Origin of the sequence: Chitinophaga sp. GbtcB8, from assembly GCF_019091455.1 — a bacterium.
In the GTDB taxonomy this organism is placed as follows: Bacteria; Bacteroidota; Bacteroidia; order Chitinophagales; family Chitinophagaceae; genus Chitinophaga.
In genome coordinates this window covers 1-20,215 of record NZ_JAGXJN010000029.1, presented here as the reverse complement: position 1 = coordinate 20,215, position 20,215 = coordinate 1, and the positions used below count along the sequence as shown (strand labels likewise).

The following is a 20,215-nucleotide window of genomic DNA, read 5'->3' as shown; positions in this document are numbered from 1 at the left end:
GCGCTACGTAAGCTACGCCACTGCTCATTTGCAGACTCTGCGGATCCGGTAGTTTTTTACGGTCTATTTTACCGTTGTGCGTTAAGGGCAAAGCTGTTAGCTGTACATAATGTGCGGGCAGCATATAAGCGGGTAAACGGCTGCCCAGGTGTGCGCGTATAGCCGATACGTTTAGCTCTTCTTTTGCCACTATATATGCTACCAGCTCTTTCTCTGCCTGCTGATATTGTTTTGCCAGCACCACGGCGGTATCTACCTGCGGGTGCTGCTGCAGCAGGCTTTCTATTTCGCCCAGCTCTATGCGGTAACCGCGGATCTTCACCTGGTCGTCCATACGGCCTATGAAGACAATGTTGCCATCCGGCAGCCAGCGGCCTAAGTCGCCCGTTCTGTACAGGCGCTCACCGGGCTGATAAGGATTATCTATGAACTTCTGTGCGGTTAATGCCGACTGGTTCAGGTAACCTTGCGCAAGGCCATCACCAGCAATGCAGATCTCTCCTGCTACGCCAATGGGTTGCAGCTGCAGCGCTTCACTCAGGATGTAGATGCGGGTATTGGAGATAGGTTTCCCTATCAGGATCTCACTATTATTCCTGAGCCGGTAAACGGTGCTATAGGTGGTATCTTCTGAAGGACCGTAGAGGTTCCTGATCTCGATCTTCGCTGCATCCAGCTGTTCCAGGTAGCGGGGCGGGATGGGCTCTCCGGCCATGTTTAATACGCTTACGGCACTAAGATCAACTCCTTCACTCAGCAAAGCGCCTACCACACTGGGCACGGTGTTGATCAGTATTTTTTCTGCCGTAGCCAAGTACTGCGGAATAGCTAATGCGTTTGGTAAAAAACGTACCGGTTTACCAATGCTTAGCGGGTAAAAGATCTCAAAAACAGAAAGGTCAAAACAGATAGACGTTACGCCAAACACTACATCAAAAACCGAAGCCTTAAACTCCTGCCCACACCATTGAATAAAGGCGGCAGCATTACTGTGGGTGATCATTACGCCCTTAGGCTTACCGGTAGATCCGGAGGTGTAGATAATATAGGCCAGGTCATCCGGCTGGTTTACCACCGCCCCGTTATACTGCGGATATTTATTGGCTTCTTCCCTGAAAACAGATAGTTCCATGGAATCTATCACCACTTTACACTGGCTGTCTGCTATAATATAATCGATGCGCTCTTGCGGGTATGCGGTATCAATAGGCACATACGCGCCACCTGATTTCAATACCGCCAGTATGGCGATGATGGTCCATTCATTACGGTCCAGCAGAATGCCTGTGAGATCATTAGGCTGTATGTGATACTGCTCTCTTAAATAAGCAGCCAGCTGGTTGGCTTTTTCATTCAGCTCCTGGTAAGTGAGGCTGATATTATCCAGCACTACTGCTTTATGATCCGGTGTGGCTTTTACCTGCGCTTCAAATAAATGCACCAGGTTTTTATCTTTTGGATAAGCCACTGTAGTATCGTTCAGGGTTTCCAGCAGCGCCTGCTTTTCCGCAGCAACCAGGTAATCCAGCTCCTGTATGGACGCACGGGGCGCGGCCACTATGGCATCTATGAGCTGCACCAGGTGATTGCCCAGGTTATCAATAGTAGCACTGTTATAGAGATCGCTGTTGTAACCAATACCAATGTTAATGCCGGCTGCTGTTTCTGCGAAACCAAAGCTCAGGTCAAATTTGCTCATATTTTCCGCCAGACCTTCATAACGGCTCACCTGTACCTGTTCCAGAGCATTTACAGCTGCGCTCCGTTCATCGCCATGCTGCATGATCACCATTACATCAAACAGGGGATGCCGGCTCAGATCGCGCTGCAGCTGCAATTCATCCACCAGCTTATCAAAGGGGTAAGCCTGGTGTTTGTAAGCGCCTGTGGTCACCTGTTTAATGTGCTGCAATAATTGCTCAAAGCTGCCGGCGCCATTGAACTGCGCTCTCAGCGCCAGCGTATTTACATAAAACCCTACCTGGTTTTCCAGGTCAGCATGCTCCCTGCCGGCTACGGGTGTGCCGGTAATAATATCATCCTGGCCGGTATAACGGTACAGTAATACATTTACGGCAGCCAGCAATCCCATGAAAAGGGTGGCGCCCTGCTCCTGGTTAATGGCCTGCAGCTGCCGGCTTATTTGCGGGTCAAGCGTTTTATTAATGGTGCCGCCCTTGTATGTTTTCATGGCCGGGCGGGGCTTGTCCAGCGGCAGCTCCAGCACAGGTAATGATCCTTCAAACTGCTGCAGCCACCAGCTTCTGTGCTCATTAAAAGCCTCACTATGCAGCTGCTCCTGCTGCCATACTGCATAGTCTTTGTATTGAATGCGCAGCGGGTCCAGCGGGTTGGCTGTGCCTTTGGTATGCGCTTTATAACATTGCAGCAATTCTTTCATCAATACATCCTGCGACCATCCATCACTGATAATGTGATGCATGTTAAAAACAAAGATCCATTTATCGCTTGCCAATTGGTACAGGTCTGCACGTACCAGCGGGCCATCAGACAGGTTAAAAGGCCGGCTGATGGTTTCCTGCACCAATGCTTTTACTTTTTCTTCCCGGTCTGCATCATCCTGCAGGTCCAGGCTGTTGATCTTAAAGCCTGCCTCCATGGTTGATCTTATGAACTGCTTTACTTCTCCCTGCTCATCTTCCTTAAAGATGGTACGCAGTATTTCATGGCGGGCTATCAGCATCTCAAAAGCCAGCATAAGCGCGTTGTAGTTCAGTGCTCCTTCAAACACATATACGGCAGGTACATTGTAGGCAGTGCTGCCGCCTTCAAACTGGCTGAGGATCCATAACCTGCGCTGGGAGGATGACAGCGGGTAAGCGGCCTGCGGAGCGGCAGCCGGTATGGTAACAAATTCCGTATGCTTCCCTTCATCGATCAGGCGGGCCTGATCTTCCAGCACTACCAGCGTGAACAGGTCGTTGAAATCCACCTTCACATCAAACACCTTATGGATCTGACTGGCTAAACGGGTAGCTTTTAAGCTATGCCCGCCCAGCTCAAAGAAATTATCCTTAACGCCTACACGCTCCCGTCCCAGCACGTCCTGCCATATGGCCACCAGCTTTTCTTCCGTAATATTGCGGGGCGCTACATAACCGGCGCTGCTCTGATCCCCGTCCGGGTCCGGCAGCTTTTTGCGATCTACTTTACCATTGGGGGTTAAGGGCATTGTTTCCAGCTGTATGAAGTGGCCGGGCACCATGTAGGATGGTAATGTCTGGCCCAGGTACTTTTGCAGATCGGCTTTGCCAGGGGCTTCGCTGCCAACAATATAGGCCACCAGCTCTTTTTCCCCGCTGGCATTTGGTTTCACCAATACTGCTGCGGTTTCAACTGCAGGATGGTTCTTTAAGGCATTTTCTATTTCACCTAATTCTATGCGGTAACCACGGATCTTTACCTGGTCATCTTTACGGCCTAAAAATTCAATGGTGCCATTGGACAGCCATTTACCCAGGTCGCCGGTTTTATAGATCTGCTGCCCGGGCTTGAAAGGATCCGCTACAAATCTTTCTGCGGTTAATGCAGCATTGTTGAGATAACCTCTTGCCTGCCCGTGACCGCCAATGCAGATCTCCCCTACCAGGCCGGTGGGCAGCAGCTGCAGCTGCGCATCCAGAATATATACGTTACTGTTACAGAACGGCGATCCCAGTGCAATGGGCAGCGAGGTATCTTCCAGGTTAATGCGGTTAATGAGCTTGCCGATAGTGGTTTCCGAAGGTCCATAGTGATTGTACACTTCGCAGGTAGCATTACCTGCTTTAATGAGGTCCAGCACATCGCGGGTAAGCTGCTCCCCGCCAAACACCAGGCATTTTGCCGGTGCAAATAATTGGTTATCCAGCTGCAGCGCTTTCCAGTGTGAGGGTACTATCTTAATACAATCCAGCTGCACGCTTTGCATACGTTCCCCGCTCATTACATCTCTGGCAGAGAATACATGCAGCTTTGCGCCTATTAGCAGGGAAGTATAAATAACAGTATTACCCAGGTCTGCTGCGATGGTGGATACCAGTCCAAAACTTTTACAGTCTGCAATATTGGTGCGGGCCAACGCGCCAAAAGCATAATCCACCAAAGAACGATGGTTGATCATTACTCCTTTGGGCTGCCCGGTAGAGCCGGAAGTATAGATCACGTAGGCCAGGTGGCCGGGCTGCACCTCTATTTCGGGCAGCGGATCACCGATCGTAATGCTATCCAGCTGTATGTCTATGGCAAACGCGTTACCGCGGTAGTAATCAATATCAAAAACATAATCTGACTGGGTGATGAGCGCTTTCACCGCCGTATCATTCAATATATATTCCTTGCGTGCACGCGGGGTATCCGGCTCTATGGCCACATAGGCTGCGCCGGATTTCAGTACGCCCAGCAAAGCCACTATCATAGAGGCAGAGCGGTCCAGCATAATGCCTATTACATCATCGGCTTTTACCTGGTAGCTGCTTCTTAAATAATAAGCCAGCCGGTCCGACTGTTCCTGCAGCTGCCGGTATGTAAGCTCCTGCCCTTCAAAGGCCAGGGCTATGTTATCCGGTGTGCGGGCTGCCTGCTCATTAAACAGCTGTACTACGGTTTTATCTGCAGGATAAGGCACCTTGCTTTCTGCAAAGGTCAGGGAGAGCTGCTGCTTTTCTGATTTGCTTAAATAATCCACCTGGTTAAGCGGTAATTCAGGATTGCTAACCACTGCTGTCAGCAATTGTTCCAGGTGAGCACCCAAACGTTCTACTGTGGCCCTGTTATAAATATCGCTGTTATAGCCAATGCTGGCGTGGATCTCATCGCCCACTTCAGCAAACAGGAAAGTGAAGTCAAATTTATTATACTGGTGCTCCTGCCCTTCATAAGCGCTTACCTTCACATTGCCCAATTGCTGCGTGCCGGTGGGCATGCTGTTCATATTCTGTAAACCTACTATCACATCAAACAAAGCGCTTCTGCCGGTATCGCGCTGCAGGTGCAGCTCATCCAGCAGCTCATCAAAAGGATACAGCTGGTGCTCATAAGCGCCCAGGGTTACTTTTTTGATGTTGGTGAACAGCTCCCGGAAAGTATCCGTACCGTTAAAACGGGTGCGCATGGCCAGTATATTCAGGTAAAACCCGATCTGGCTTTCCAGCTCAAAATTATCCCTGCCTAATACGGAGCTGCCTATGATAAGATCGGTTTGACCGGTATAGCGGTACAACAAAGCTTTTACTGCTGCCAGTAAACCCATGAACAGGGTGCCGCCCTGCGCCTGCGCCAGTGCTTTCAACTTATTGCTCACAGCTGCCGGCAGGCGTTTCTCCACAATACCGCCATTAAAGGTTTTTATTACCGGGCGGGGTTTATCACCGGGCAGCTGTAATACGGGGATCTCCCCTTCAAACTGCTGCAGCCAGTAATTCCGCTGGTCTTTCAAAGCGCCTTCCCGTAACTGCGACTGCTGCCATACGGCATATTCCTAATACTGGATGCGCAGCGGCGTTAAAGCGGTTCCTGCATCTGTGTTGTACAATTGCAGCAGCTCTTTTATCAATACATTCATGGACCATGCATCACTGATAATATGATGGATGGTGTAAGTGAAGATCCACCGCTGATCTGCTACCTGGTACAAACCGGCGCGCAGCAAAGGGCCTGCGGCCAGGTCAAAAGGTTTGTTGATCTCCTGCTGTACCAGGGCTTTTAGCTGTTGATCATCCTGGTTCCTCAGATCGCGGTATGCTAATTTGAAAGCAATATCTCCCGGTTGCACAAACTGCATTATCTCAGCGTTCGCATCTTCCCGGAAAACCGTACGCAATATTTCGTGACGGGCAATGAGCTTATTAAAGGCAGCTTCCAGCAGGGCAGCATCCAGCCCGCCTTCAAACACATATACACCTGGTATGTTATAGGCAATATTACCTTCCTTAAACTGGCTCAGGATCCAGATCCTTTTCTGTGAGGAGGACAAAGGATAAGCGGCTGCGGGTGCAGCAACGGGAATGTGCAGCCAGGCATTATCTGCTGCAGCGCCCTGTTTGTTGGCAAGCAGGAATTGTACCAGCTCGCTTTTGCGTTCTTTGATCCTGGAAATAACTGATCTGTCAAATTCCGCGGTGCCGGCAAATACCTTTAATTCACCGTCTACTATTTCCAGCACGATATTATTGTCACGTATATCCTTTAATAACTCTTTCATATGTCAATTTGAATTAACGCTGATGTGTTTTGTTTGAGATTGTTCTGTTCAAGAATAAAGCTGATCTGTTCTGCAATGTTCTCTATGGTAGGATCTTTGAAAATACTCTGGATGTTAATGCGCACCTGGAAAGCCAGGTTAATACGGGAGATGAGCTGCGCTACTTTCAGGCTATGGCCGCCCAGCTCAAAGAAGTTATCCTTAACGCCTATACGCTCTTTGCTGAGCAGCTCCTGCCATATAAGCACCAGCTTTTCTTCTGTTTCATTCCGCGGGGCAATATAGGCAGCACCGGTATAGGTGCCCAGTCCTGCTGGATCGGGCAGCTTTTTACGGTCTACCTTACCGTTCTGGTTCAGGGGCAATGCTTCCAGCTGTACAAAGTGAGCAGGCACCATGTAAGCGGGCAGGGTATTTGCCAGCTGCGTACGTATATCCGTTGGATTTATCTCTGTTTTGCTTACCAGGTAAGCTACCAGGTCCTTATCCCCGTCTGCTGCGCCTTTTGCCACTACCACGGCCGATTCCATGTCCGGGTATTTCATGAGCGCGCTTTCTATTTCGCCCAGCTCTATACGGTAACCGCGGATCTTTACCTGGTCATCGCCACGGCCTATAAATTCTATATTGCCATCCGGCAGCCAGCGGCCCAGGTCACCGGTTTTGTACACACGCTCATTTTCCCGGAAAGGATTATGAATAAACTTTTCTGCGGTCAGCAGCTCATTATTCAGGTATCCCCTGGCCAGGCCGGCGCCACTCACATACAATTCCCCGGTTATACCCACCGGCACTAATTGCAGGTGTTTATCCAGGATGTACACCTGCGAGTTATCTACCGGTTTACCAATGGGTACATTGGCATTCAACGGTATTTCGGTAGCTACCCAATAAGTGGAATCGTCCGTATTTTCCGTTGGCCCGTATGCGTTGGTAAGCCTTGCCTTGCTCTTTGACAGAAACAGGCGGATAATGTTGGCCGTGAGCTTATCACCGCCTGATACCACATGCCGCAGGGAAGATAGTTTATGCAGGGTGGCGGCATCGGCTGCCTGCATCAGCTCACCCAGTATTACCGGGGGCATATTTATTTTAGTGATCCTGTACTGTTCAATGTATTCAATGCAGTTATTGATAATATCCTGCTTAAAGTCCATAGGTGCAATGCAGCAGCGGGCGCCGGTGAGCAGCGGCAGCAGGTATTCTTCTATTGCGCCGTCAAAGCTGAAGGAGCGGTAAAAGAGGATGTTATCACCGGCGCTAATACCGTAAGAGCGTTTAAAGTAAGCGATCCTTGCAGCCAGCGCGCCATGTTCTATCATAGCGCCTTTGGGTTTGCCCGTGGTGGCGGAGGTATAGATCACATATACCAGGTTAGCCGGTTTGTGCAGCACAGGCAGATCTGTTCCTATATATTTTTCAGCGGCGGCAAAACGTTCCATCTCCGCTGCATCCAGCAGCACTTTGCAACGGCTGTCTGTGATCATGTATTCAATACGGTCCTGCGGGTATTCCGTATCAATGGGTACATAAGCGGCGCCGGATTTTAACACGCCCAGTATGGCTATCACCATTTGCTCACTGCGTTCCAGGGTAATGCCTACCAGATCATCAGGGTGCACGTTGTATTGCTGCCGCAGGTAATTACCTAACTGGTTAGCCTTTTCATTCAGCTCCCGGTAAGTGAGCTGTGTATCTTTAAATACCAGGGCAATGTTATCCGGTGTTTGCCGTACCTGCTCTTCAAACAGCTCTACCACGGTGTTATCTGCAGACCAGGGTTGTACGGTATCATTAAAGCTGATCAGCAGCTGCTGTTTTTCTTTTTCCTGTAAATAACCCAGTTGATAAATGGGTGCAGCCGGTTGTTCAATAACCGCCGCCAGCAGGTTTTCCAGGTGAATACCCAGGCGTGCAATGGTTTCATGATCGTAGATATCACTGTTGTATTCCAGGTTTAACAGCAGCTCCTCTTCCCATTCCATAAAGGTGAAACAGAGATCAAACTTATTGACAATGTCCACTAAACCTTTGTAACCGCTGATCTCCAAACCATCCACATAATGTACATCCTGCCGGTCATCGCTTTCATTCTGCAGTACCACCATTACATCAAACAGGGCGCTGCGGCTCATATCCCGCTGCAGGTGCAGCTCATCTACCAACCCATCAAAGGGATACATCTGGTGCTCATAAGCGCCCAGCGTAACCTGCTGCACTTGTTCCAGCAGCTGCTGGTAACTATCTGTTCCTTTAAAACGGGTGCGGAGCGCCAGGGTATTAATGTAAAAGCCGATCTGGTTTTCCAGGTCAATATGATCACGGCCGGCAATAGGGGTGCCGATGATAATATCCTCCTGGTTGGTGTAGCGGTACAGCAGTGCTTTCACCAGCGTTAACAATCCCATGAACAAGGTGGCGCCCTGTGCCTGGCTAAGTGACTTAATACCGCTGTTCAATTGTTTGCTGAACTTTTGCTGTACCAGGCCGGAGTTATAGGTCTTTACTGCGGGGCGTACTTTATCTGCAGGCAATTCCAGCACAGGCAGCTCACCTTCAAACTGTGTTAACCAATAACCTTTATGCCGCTGCAGGGAAACGCCGGTAAGCTGCGCCTGCTGCCAGGCTGCATAATCTTTGTACTGAATGCGCAAGGGGCTTAACGGAAAATCTTTGTGTTTGCAATATGCATTATACAATTGCAGCAGCTCTTTAATGAGGATGCCCATGGACCAGCCATCGCTGATGATGTGGTGCATTACATGGGTAAAGATCCATTTATGATCTGTTACCTGGTATAAGGCTGCCCGCAACAGCGGTCCGGCGCTGAGGTCAAAAGGTTTCAGTATTTCCTGCTGGATCCTTTCCCGCAGCTGCTCCTCTCCTTCCTGCCTTACATCATAATAATCGATAGTAAAACCGGCATCTTCCGGCAGGCGGATGTATTGGCGTACGTCGCCATCTGCATCTTCCTTGAAGATGGTCCTTAATATTTCATGCCGTTTAATCAACGCGTTAAAAGCATAAGCCAATGCATCCTGGTTCAGCTGTCCTTCAAACACATATACACCCGGCATGTTGTAGGCGGCATTACCACCTTCAAACAGGCTTAATACCCATAACCTCCGCTGTGAGGAAGAGAGCTGGTAATGCTCCTGCTCTGTTACCGGTGAAATGGCTATGAAAGCTGTTTTCCGGGTATGCTGGATCAGGTTGGCCTGCTGTTCCAGGATGATGTTGGTGAACAGCTCCTTTAAGGGCACCTTCACATCAAACTCCCGGTGTATCAAACTGGCCAGGCGTGTAGCTTTGAGGCTATGGCCGCCCAGGTCAAAGAAATTATCTTTTAATCCTACCTGGTCTTTGCCTAACACTTCTTCCCAGATACGTACCAGCTTCTTTTCTGTTTCCGTTTGCGGGGCTACGTATTCTACACCGGCGGAAAGACCCATCCCTTCAGGATCCGGCAGCCGCTTGCGGTTTACCTTACCATTGGTAGTAAGAGGTAATTTATCCAGCTGCACATAATGGCCGGGCAGCATATACACTGGTATAAGGCCGGAGAGGTAAGCGCGTAAAGCGCCTGCCTGCAATACGTTTCTGGCAGTGATGTAAGCGATCAGCTCTTTTTCACCGTTGGAATTAAAGCGGGCTACTACTACAGCAGCATCTATTTCCGGGTGGCTTTGCAGCACGCTTTCTATTTCACCCAGCTCTATACGGTAACCGCGGATCTTTACCTGGTCGTCTTTACGGCCCAGGAACTCTATATTACCGTTAGGCAGCCAGCGGCCCAGGTCACCGGTTTTGTAGATACGTTCTTTGGTATTATAAGGGTTGGTTACAAACTTTTCTGCTGTTAATGCAGGTTTGTTCAGGTAACCGCGGGCCAGGCATTCCCCGCCTATACAGATCTCCCCGATCACGCCCACCGGTACTATCCTGTGCTCATTATCCATCAGGTAAATGCTGGTATTGGTGATCTGTTTACCAATAAGTATCTGCCGGAAATCACCTTCTACTTTCCATACCACGCAGCCCACCGTTGCTTCCGTAGGCCCGTACTCGTTATAGATCTCCATTTCCGGGTCCAGCTTCCAGAGAATACTGATATGGGCATCCCGCAGCTCCTCCCCGCCTACGATGGCGCTTTTCACCGCTGTTGTGCGTAAGCCGATATTCTCAATCAGGTTAATATGGGAGGGTGTAAGCTTTATCACATCTACCCCATTCTTGCGGTCCATCTGCAGCTTCAGCAGGTCTGTTATTTCCAGGGAAGCATCATACACATTGATGCTGTTGCCCGTTAATAAAGGCGTGAAGATGCTGGTAACGGTAAGATCAAAGGACGGTGAGGTGAACAGGCCAAAGTGCGCAGGCCCTTCTCCCAGGTAGGTGTTCTTTGACCAGGTAATGTAGTTCACCACGGTGCGGTGCTCTACCATTACGCCTTTGGGTTTGCCGGTAGAACCGGAAGTATAAATAACATAAGCAAGGTTATCCGGTTTAACGGATACCGGCAGCGTGGTTAGCGGCTGCGCATTTATTTCCTTTATATCATGCTGGTATTTCCTTTTACCAGTAGTTTGAGCGGGTTGCTGTTTGTTGATATGCAGCAGCGCATCAAAGCGGTAACGCGTAAGCTCGTTGGCTACGGTATGCACTTTATCGCTGTACTCTGCAGCTACAATGCCAATGTGGTCCGGGATCAGATCGCTCAGGTAATCGCGCGACAGGAACAGCTCTGACGACCAATCTGTTTTAGTACGGTAATCTTCTTCCCGGTGGTTTTGTTTAAACGCGGTCAGATCGCTGATCAGAGCTTCCCGTTTGTCTTCATCCTGGATATCGCCCAGGAACAGCAGGCCCTTGTCTTTGATCTTGCTGATCACTTTTATCAATACATCGCGCAGATAGTTATGCCCGTTAAAGGATTGTATTACGCTGTTGATGATCACGATATCAAAATCACCATCTTCCAAACGGTCTATTTCATCTGCAGGCAGGCAGGATAACCTGATGTTGGTAAGGCCCTTTTCATTTACCAGCTGCTGGGTATAAGCCAGGATGGAAGAAGAAAGGTCTGTACCGTGATAGCTGGCTACCTGCGGCGCTACCTGGAACATAGTTAAGCCGGAGGAACAGCCGATTTCCAGCACTTTTGCATCCGGGTGTAAATGCGCTTTCAGTTTCAGATAAGCATTTACGGCATACTCCTGCATTTCTAATTCACTCAGGTATTCACCGGTATAGCTGCTCATCCATCCACCACCGGTAATGGCATCGGTGGCAGTATCCCCTACGTGATCCCAGAGGTCTTTACGCATCAGCTCATTGCGGATGGTGCCCTGTTCCCGGTGAATATTATCACTGTCAATGCACACCAGGTGTTTAATGCCTTTGCAGCGCCATTGTATGCGGTTGGCAAATTCTATCAGGTTCTTTTCCACCAGCAAAATATCCACACCGGCATCTTCCAGCATGTAAATGAGCCTTTCTTCCGGATAGTCTGTATCCAGCGGTACATAAGCGCCTCCGGCTTTTAACACACCAAAAATGGACACCAGCAGCTCTTTGCTTCTTGTTTGCAGGATGCCTACCCTTTCTTCCGGCTGCAGCTGCACGGTATGATGCAGGAAATTCGCCAGGCGGTTAGCTTTTTCATCCAGCTCACGGTAGGTAAAATTATCTGCGGGGCTTTTAACGGCAATGTTATCCGGCGTAAGCTGACATTGTGCTTCAAACAGCTCATGCAAGGTGCTGCTGGATGGATAGTAGCCTGCTGGTCCTGTAGCAAAGTTTTGCAATAAGGTCTGTTCTTCTTTTGCAGAAAGAATATTAATGCCTGACAGGGTGATTGCCGGTTGCAGCATTACTGTTTGCAGGGTATTCCGGAAATGGCTTACCAATTGCTCAATGGCAGCTGCATCGTAAATGGCTGAATAATATTCCAGGTCAATGATAATGTCTTCATCCTGCTCCGTTACAAACCAGGTCATGTCAAACTTGGAGGTACCGGATCCTTTCCAGGAGGGCATTTGCTTAAAGTCGTCTGCTGACCCTGCACCTATGATGCCGGGTTGCGCTGCTTTAGCTTCTGTGAAGTTCTGCACCACCATTGCAATATCAAAGATGGGATTGCGGGAAGGCTCACGTTCTACCTTCAGCATATTCAGCAGGTCCTCAAATTGTATATCCTGGTTTTCATAAGCGCCAATGCTGGCGTTCATTACTTCCCCGTAAAACGCTTCAAAAGGTTTATCACCCTGCGGATAGTTGCGGATGGCCAGCGTGTTCACAAACATGCCTACAATACGCTCTACTTCCGGGTGGCGGCGTCCGGCAATGCCGCAACCGATCACAATATCATCCTGCCCGGTGTATTTATGTAACACTACGTTCAAAACAGCCAGCAGGGTCATTTGCAGGGTGCCATGGTGTTGTTTTCCATACTGCCTTACCTGCGTGGTGAGTGCTGCGCCCAGTGAAAACTGGTGTACAGCGCCTTCAAAAGTAAAGGTAGCTGGGCGCGGACGGCTGGCCGGGAAGTTCAGGCGCGGGATGCCATCTGCAAACTGCGATAACCAGTATTGTTTCTGGCTTTCGCCGGCGCTGCTTTCCAGGATGCTGTTCTGCCATTCGGAAAAGTCGCGGTATTGTAGTTGTAAAGCGGGCAGCGGCTGGCCATTGTACAACTGCAGAAAATCATCGATCAGCACCTGCAGGGAAGTACCATCTGAAATAATGTGATGCATATCCACGATCCAGGCATAACCAATACCTGCAATATTCACCAGCGATGAACGCAGCAGGGGCGCCTTGCTTACATCAAAGGGGCGTACAAAGGCACTCACATATGCATTAAATTCTTCCGGCCGGCAGTTATGTTCTTCCAGCTCAAACGGCACCTGCTTATGGATCTGCTGCCAGGCAATACCATCTATTTTCACAAAAGAGGTACGGATACTTTCATGCCGGGCTATCAGCTGCTGCAGTACGGAGATGATCCGTTGCTTATCCACTGTTTTGCCCAGGTATTGCACTGTAGGCATGTTATAACCGGTGCTTTCGGGTGCAAATTCATGCAGGAAGAAAAGCCGCCTCTGTGCAGAGGATAACGCGTAGTAAGGCTTTTTATCAGCCGGTGCAATATGTATATACGCTGTTTTTTGCGCCCGCTGTATTAACTGTGCCTGCTCTTCCGGTGTGGCGTGGGTAAATAATTCCTTCAGCTCAACCTTTACTTCAAATTCTTTGATCAACTGGCTGGCCAGGCGGGTAATTTTCAGGCTATGCCCTCCCAGCTCAAAGAAATTATCTTTAACACCGATCTGCTCACGGCTCAATACCTGCTGCCAGATGGCTACCAGCTTTTCTTCTGTAATATTGCGGGGGGCTACATATTCAACACCCGTAATACCCAAGCCTTCCGGTTCCGGCAGCTGTTTCTTATCTACTTTACCATTGGGCGTTAAGGGCAAAACTTCCAGCTGCACAAAATGTGCGGGCAACATATAAGCGGGTAAGGTTTTGCTGAGCGCAGCGCGCAGATCAGCGATGTTTTGTGTTGTTGCGCTAACAATGTAGGCTACTATTTCTTTTTCACCGCTGCTGTTGCCTTTGGCTATGACTACTGCTGATTCAATGCTTGTTTGTGTTTGCAGCGCATTTTCTATTTCACCTAACTCGATGCGGTAACCACGGATCTTTGCCTGCTCGTCCTTACGGCCTATGAAGACGATGTTGCCATCAGATAACCAGCGGCCTAAGTCACCTGTTCTGTACAGGCGCTCTCCGGGTTTGAACGGATTGTCTATGAACTTAGCCGCTGTTAATTCAGGCTGGTTCAGGTAACCTTGTGCCAGGCCATCACCGGCAATGCAGATCTCACCTGCTACGCCAACGGGTTGCAGCTGCAAGGCTTCACTGAGAATATAAATGCGTGTATTGGAGATGGGTTTACCTATGAGGATGTCCCCATCCTTCTTTAATCTGTAAACAGTACTATACGTAGTATCCTCTGAAGGACCATACAGGTTCCTGATCTCTATGCGCTCTGCATCCAGCTGGTCCAGGTAACGCGGCGGGATGGGCTCCCCGGCCATGTTCAATACGGTCACATTACTCAGATCAATACCCTCACTCAGTAAGTTACCTACTACACTGGGCACGGTGTTGATCAGTATTTTTTCTGCTGTATTCAAGTATTGAGGAATGGCCAATGCATTGGTTAAGAACCGAACCGGCTTGCCTACGCTTAAGGGGTAGAATATTTCAAAAACAGAAAGATCAAAACAGATAGACGTTGCGGCAAATACTACATCAAAAGCACTTACATTAAACTCTTGTTGGCTCCAGTTAATGAAAGCAGTGGCATTGCTGTGGGTGATCATTACACCCTTAGGTTTGCCAGTAGAACGGGAAGTGTAGATAATGTAGGCCAGGTCGCCAGGTTGGCTGGCGGTGTTTACATTCTCTGCTGAATATTGATCCGCTACTTGTTTAAACTTAGCCAATTCCGTTTCATCTATCACTACTTTACACTGGCTATCTGCTATAATATAATCAATGCGCTCCTGCGGATATTCTGTATCAATAAGCACATAAGCACCACCGGATTTTAATACCGCCAATATAGCAATGATGGTTTGTTCACTACGGTCTAATTGAATGCCTATGCGGTCATTAGCCTGGATATTGTATTGCGTGCGTAGATAATCGCCTAGCTGATTCGCCTGCTCATTCAACGCCGCATAACTCAGTACTGTTTCACCAAACAGGATAGCTACCTGCTCCGGTGTTTTCGCTGCTTGTTCCTCAAACTTTTGCAGGATAGTGCCGGTGTGTTTGTAAACCACCTCCGTTGCATTGAACGTTTCCAGCAGCTGCAGCTGTGCAGCGGCACCTAAATAGTTCAGGCGGTTCAGCGGCAGATCAGGATGTGCTATAATAGCGGCCAGCAGCTGCTCCAGGTGATGGGTAAGACGCTCAACAGTATCTTGATTATAAAGATCCCGGTTGTATTCAATAGTTGCCTGTAGTTCTTCGGCTGCTTCTACGAAGTTGAAAGTAAGATCAAACTTGGTGAACCGGCTGCTGGCTGTTTCATAGCTGCTGATGCGGGCATCACCTAATTGCGTGCCTTCTGCTATCACTCCACCGGCATTCTGCAAGATCACCATTACATCAAACAATGCACTGCGGCTCATGTCCCGGCGTAACGGCAAGGCATCTACCAGCTCATCAAAAGGATAAACCTGGTGCTCATAAGCGCCCAGCGTGGTTTGTTTTACTTTTTCCAGCAGGGATCTGTAACTGTCCGTACTGCTGAATTGATTTCGTATAGCCAGCGTGTTTACATACAACCCTACCTGATCTTCCAGGTCGCTGTGCATACGGCCTGCCACCGGCGTACCAATAATAATATCTTCCTGGCTGGTATAGCGGTGTAACAATACATTCACCGCAGCCAGTAATCCCATGAACAAAGTGCCCCCCTGCTCATTTACCAGGGATTGCAAACCATGGGTCAGTGTTTTGCTGAGCAGCATATTCACCGCAGCACCGTTATAGGTTTTAACTGCGGGACGGGCATGATCACCCGGCAGGTCTAACAGCGGTAATTCACCTGACAGCTGTTGTAACCACCAATGTTTATGCGGTTCCAGCGCAGCTTCGCTTAACTGTGATTGCTGCCAGGCTGCATAATCCTTATACTGGATGCGCAATGGTAATAGTGGATGGGCAGCGCCAACGGTATAAGCATGATACAAGTCTAACAACTCGCGGATCAAAATACTCATGGACCACCCATCACTGATAATATGGTGCATTACAAAGCTGAATACCCATTTATTGTCTGCCACCTGGTATAAAACCGCGCGCAGCAAGGGCCCTGTACGAAGATCAAAAAGCGTAGCAGCCAGCTGCAGAATAAAGGCGGCCACTTTTTCCGCCTGATCAGGCTCGGGACGTACATCCGTATACGTGATGCTGAGATCGGCGGAAGCAGCAATGTATTGTTTTACTTCGCCCTGCTCATCTTCCCTGAAGGTGGTACGCAGGCTTTCATGCCGTGCTATCAGGGCATTAAAGGCGGCTGTTAACGCAGGAATATCCAGATTGCCTTCAAACACATAAGTGCCGGCCATATTATAGGCCAGGTTACCTTCTTCAAACTGGCTCAGCACCCATAAACGGCGCTGCGCGGATGATAAGGTATAGGCAGCCTGCTCTGGTACCGGGGTTATGCCAACGAAAGCATTTTTAACCGCCTGTAATACCAGGCTGGCCTGTTCCTCCAGCACTGCGTGTTTGAACAGGTCTTTCAGCGCTATTTTTGTTTCAAAACGTTTATAGAGCTGACTGGCTAAGCGGGTAGCTTTTAAACTATGCCCGCCCAGCTCAAAGAAATTATCTTTTATACCAATCCCGTCCCGGCCCAGGATCTCCTGCCAGATGTTTACCAGCTCCTGCTCCGTAGCATTGCGCGGCGCCACATAGGTAGCTCCGGCTGTTAATGCATCACCAGCCGGCATGGGCAGCTTTTTACGGTCCACCTTACCACTGGCATTTAATGGCAGCTGCTCCAGCTGCATCACATAAGCGGGCAGCATATATGCAGGCAATGTTTTGCCCAGGTAAGCACGCAGCTCTGCTAATGGCAATGCTGCTTTTGCTACAATGTAGGCTACCAGCTCCGGCCCGGCTTCGCTAAGCGATTGTGCCAGCACTATGGCAGTTTCAATATCCGGGTGGTTCTGCAGTGTATGTTCAATCTCTCCTAACTCTATGCGGTAACCGCGTATTTTCACCTGCTCATCTTTACGGCCGGTGAATGCTATGTTACCATCCGGCAGCCAGCGGCCGGTATCGCCCGTGCGGTACAAACGCTGTCCCGGTTTGAACGGATGCGCTATGAACTTGCCGGCAGTTAATACCGGTTGATTCAGATATCCCCGGGCTAAGCCATCGCCTGCTATACAGATCTCACCGGTTATGCCAATGGGCTGCAGCTGCAGGTCTTCATCCAGGATGTATACCTGTGTGTTATCAATAGGCTTACCAATAGGTATTAAAGCGGGATCATTGCTATTGTGTAAATTGATAGAAGTAGTTACTACTGTATTTTCCGTAGGACCGTAATTGTTCACCAGCTGCAGATGGCCATTGCCGGTGTTCCGCAAGGCATCGCCTCCTGTAAGTACCTGCACATTTGCCAGCTCCCCAGGCGCAAGGTCCGCCAGCTTTTCACTGATCACCGTTGGTAAAAAACAATGTGTAATTTTCTGCTCCTGTATAAAAGCCACTAATGCCGGCAGATCCAGCCGGGTCTCATCCGGCAAAGGATATAAAGCAGCGCCGCTCAACAGGTAGGGCCATACTTCCCAGCCGGCTGCATCAAAGCTAATGCTGCTGTACACCGTGGCTTTGCTATCCGCAGTTACCTTAAAAGAACGGTTATGCCAGTAACAAAGGTTCACCAGGGAGCGGTGTTCAACCTGCACTCCCTTGGGCTTACCGGTAGAGCCGGAAGTATAGATCACATATACCAGGCTGCCGGCATCATTTACCAGTGGCAGGTTTGCTGTGGGGAATTGTGCTATAAGGTCATTATCTTTTATTACTACCTGCTCGCAGGCGCTGATATTAAGGTTGGCTTTTAATGTTTCATCTGTTATTACAGCCGTTCTTATACCGGCATCTTCCAGCATGTACTGGATACGCTCTGCAGGGTGTGCGGGATCAACAGGCACGTATGCAGCACCGGATTTTAAGATGCCCAGCATGCCGATGGCCATTTCTATAGAACGCTCTGTGATCAGGCCTACAGGCTCCTCATTTTTTACCTGGTAAAGATCCCTTAAACAGGCGGCCAGCTGGTTTGCTTTCTCATTCAGTTCGCGGTATGTAAGCTGTGTGTTGCCTGCTACAATAGCCACCTGGTCCGGCGTTTGAGCGGCCTGCGCTTCAAACAGCTCATGAATGGTTTTGTTCCGGGGATAGGCTATTGCTGCGGGGTTAAATTGTTCCAGCAGCACCTGTTCTTCCTGCGGGCTGGTGTACCTGATACGCCCTACCGGCGCCTGCGGATCTTTTACAATGGCAGTAAGCAGCTGCACAAAATGCGCCAGGTATTGTTCTATACGCCAGGCAGCGTAAATATCTGTATTGTATTCAAGGTCAGCAATGATGCCTTCTTCAGATTCTGTAAAGCTGAAGGTGAGATCAAATTTGCTGAGGTTTTGCTCAACATTGAACGGACTTGCAGTTAAATGCTGCAGCTTGCCATTGGCAATAGTAGCTGCCGCTGTTTCTTTTTCCTGCAGCACTACCATCACATCAAACAAGGGGTGATGGCTTAAGCTACGCTCCGGCTGCAGCTCATCTACCAGCTGGTCAAAGGGGTAAGCCTGGTGCGTATAGGCATCCAGGGTAGTTTTCTTCACCTGTTCCAGCACGTGGATAAAACTGTCTGTTCTTTTAATGGCCGAGCGGATGGCAAGCGTATTCACATAAAACCCAACCTGGTCTTCCAGCTGGTGATGGTAACGGCCTGCCACCGGGGTGCCGGTAACAAGATCTTCCTGCCAGGTGTAGCGGTACAGCAATACTTTTACAGCTGCCAGCAAACTCATAAAAATACTGGCGCCGGTACGCTGGCTAAGCTGTTGCAAACCTTCCTGTAAAGATTTATTTACTGTCAGCTGTACATGGCTGCCATTATAGGTTTTCACGGCCGGGCGTGCATAATCTGAAGGCAGGTCCAGCACCGGTGGTTCGGCAGCAAACTGTTGCAGCCAGTACGCGCGGTGTGCTGCCAGCTGACCTTCCGCTAATTGTTGCTGTTGCCAGGCAGCATAATCTTTATATTGAATGGATAAGGGCGTTAATGCAAGCTGCTCCCCGTTGATCTGTGCATTGTATAGTTTGGATAATTCATTCACCAGGATGCCCATTGACCAGCCATCGCTGATAATATGATGCATGGTGAAGCTGAGCAGCCATTTGGCATCCGTTAGCTGGTACAGCACGGCGCGCATTAAGGGACCGGCGCTCAGGTTAAATGGCACCTGTGTAACTGCCTGTACTAATTGCTTTATATCTGCAGGCTGGCAATTTTCTTTTCTCAGGTCCTGGAATGTAATGGCAAAACCGGCAGCTTCCGGCGAAAGAATGTATTGTTGTACATCGCCCTGCTCATTTTCTTTAAAGACCGTGCGCAGGATCTCATGCCGTGTTATCAGCTGATCGAAAGCAGTGGAAAATGCAGCTTCATCCAGCTGGCCTTCCAGCACATACACACCGGGCATGTTGTAAGCAATGCTGCCTTCCTCAAACTGGCTCAGCACCCATAAACGGCGCTGAGCGGCAGATAATGCATAAGCGGGCTGCGGGTTTACAAGCGGTATGTTTGCAAAAGCGGCTTTACTGCTTTGTTCAATGAGGCTGGCCTGCTCTTCCAGCACTGCATAATTGAACAGGTCTTTCAAAGCTAATTTCACCTCAAATGCATTATAGATCTTGCTTGACAAACGGGTGGCTTTCAGGCTATGACCGCCCACTTCAAAGAAGTTATCTTTGACGCCAATATGATTATGACCTAACACCTCCTGCCAGATAGCAGCCAGCTTTTCTTCCGTATCATTGCGGGGCGCTACATATTCAACACCGGTAATGCCCAAACCTTCTGGTTCCGGCAGCTTTTTCTTATCTACTTTACCATTGGGCGTTAAGGGCAAAACTTCCAGCTGCACAAAATGCGCCGGCAACATGTAAGCAGGTAAGGTTTTGCTAAGATTAGCACGCAGATCAGCAATATTCTGTGCTGTTTCGCTAACGATGTAGGCTACTATTTCCTTTTCACCGCTGTTGTTAGCTTTGGCTATGACTACTGCTGCTTCAATGCCTGTTTGTGTTTGCAGGGTGTTTTCTACTTCACCTAACTCGATGCGGTAACCACGCATCTTTACCTGCTCGTCCTTACGGCCTATGAAGACCATGTTACCATCA

At 49.2% G+C, this 20,215-nt stretch carries 1 protein-coding gene and 1 pseudogene; both read right to left on the bottom strand.

Features of this window, described 5'->3' with window-relative positions:
• Positions 1–61: 61 nt before the first annotated feature.
• Positions 62–6,202, bottom strand: a pseudogene (locus KVT36_RS33270) (amino acid adenylation domain-containing protein); the annotation flags it as partial.
• Entirely contained in the window at positions 6,199–20,205 is a 14,007-nt protein-coding gene (locus KVT36_RS22205) for a non-ribosomal peptide synthetase (protein WP_254640141.1), read from the bottom strand. The pseudogene KVT36_RS33270 and the gene KVT36_RS22205, both read right to left, overlap by 4 nt.
• Positions 20,206–20,215 lie beyond the last annotated feature (10 nt).

Bases quoted from the DNA above. Each gene is read 5' to 3' on its own strand.
- KVT36_RS22205 (WP_254640141.1), bottom strand. From the start codon at position 20,205: ATGGTCTTCATAGGCCGTAAGGACGAGCAGGTAAAGATGCGTGGTTAC.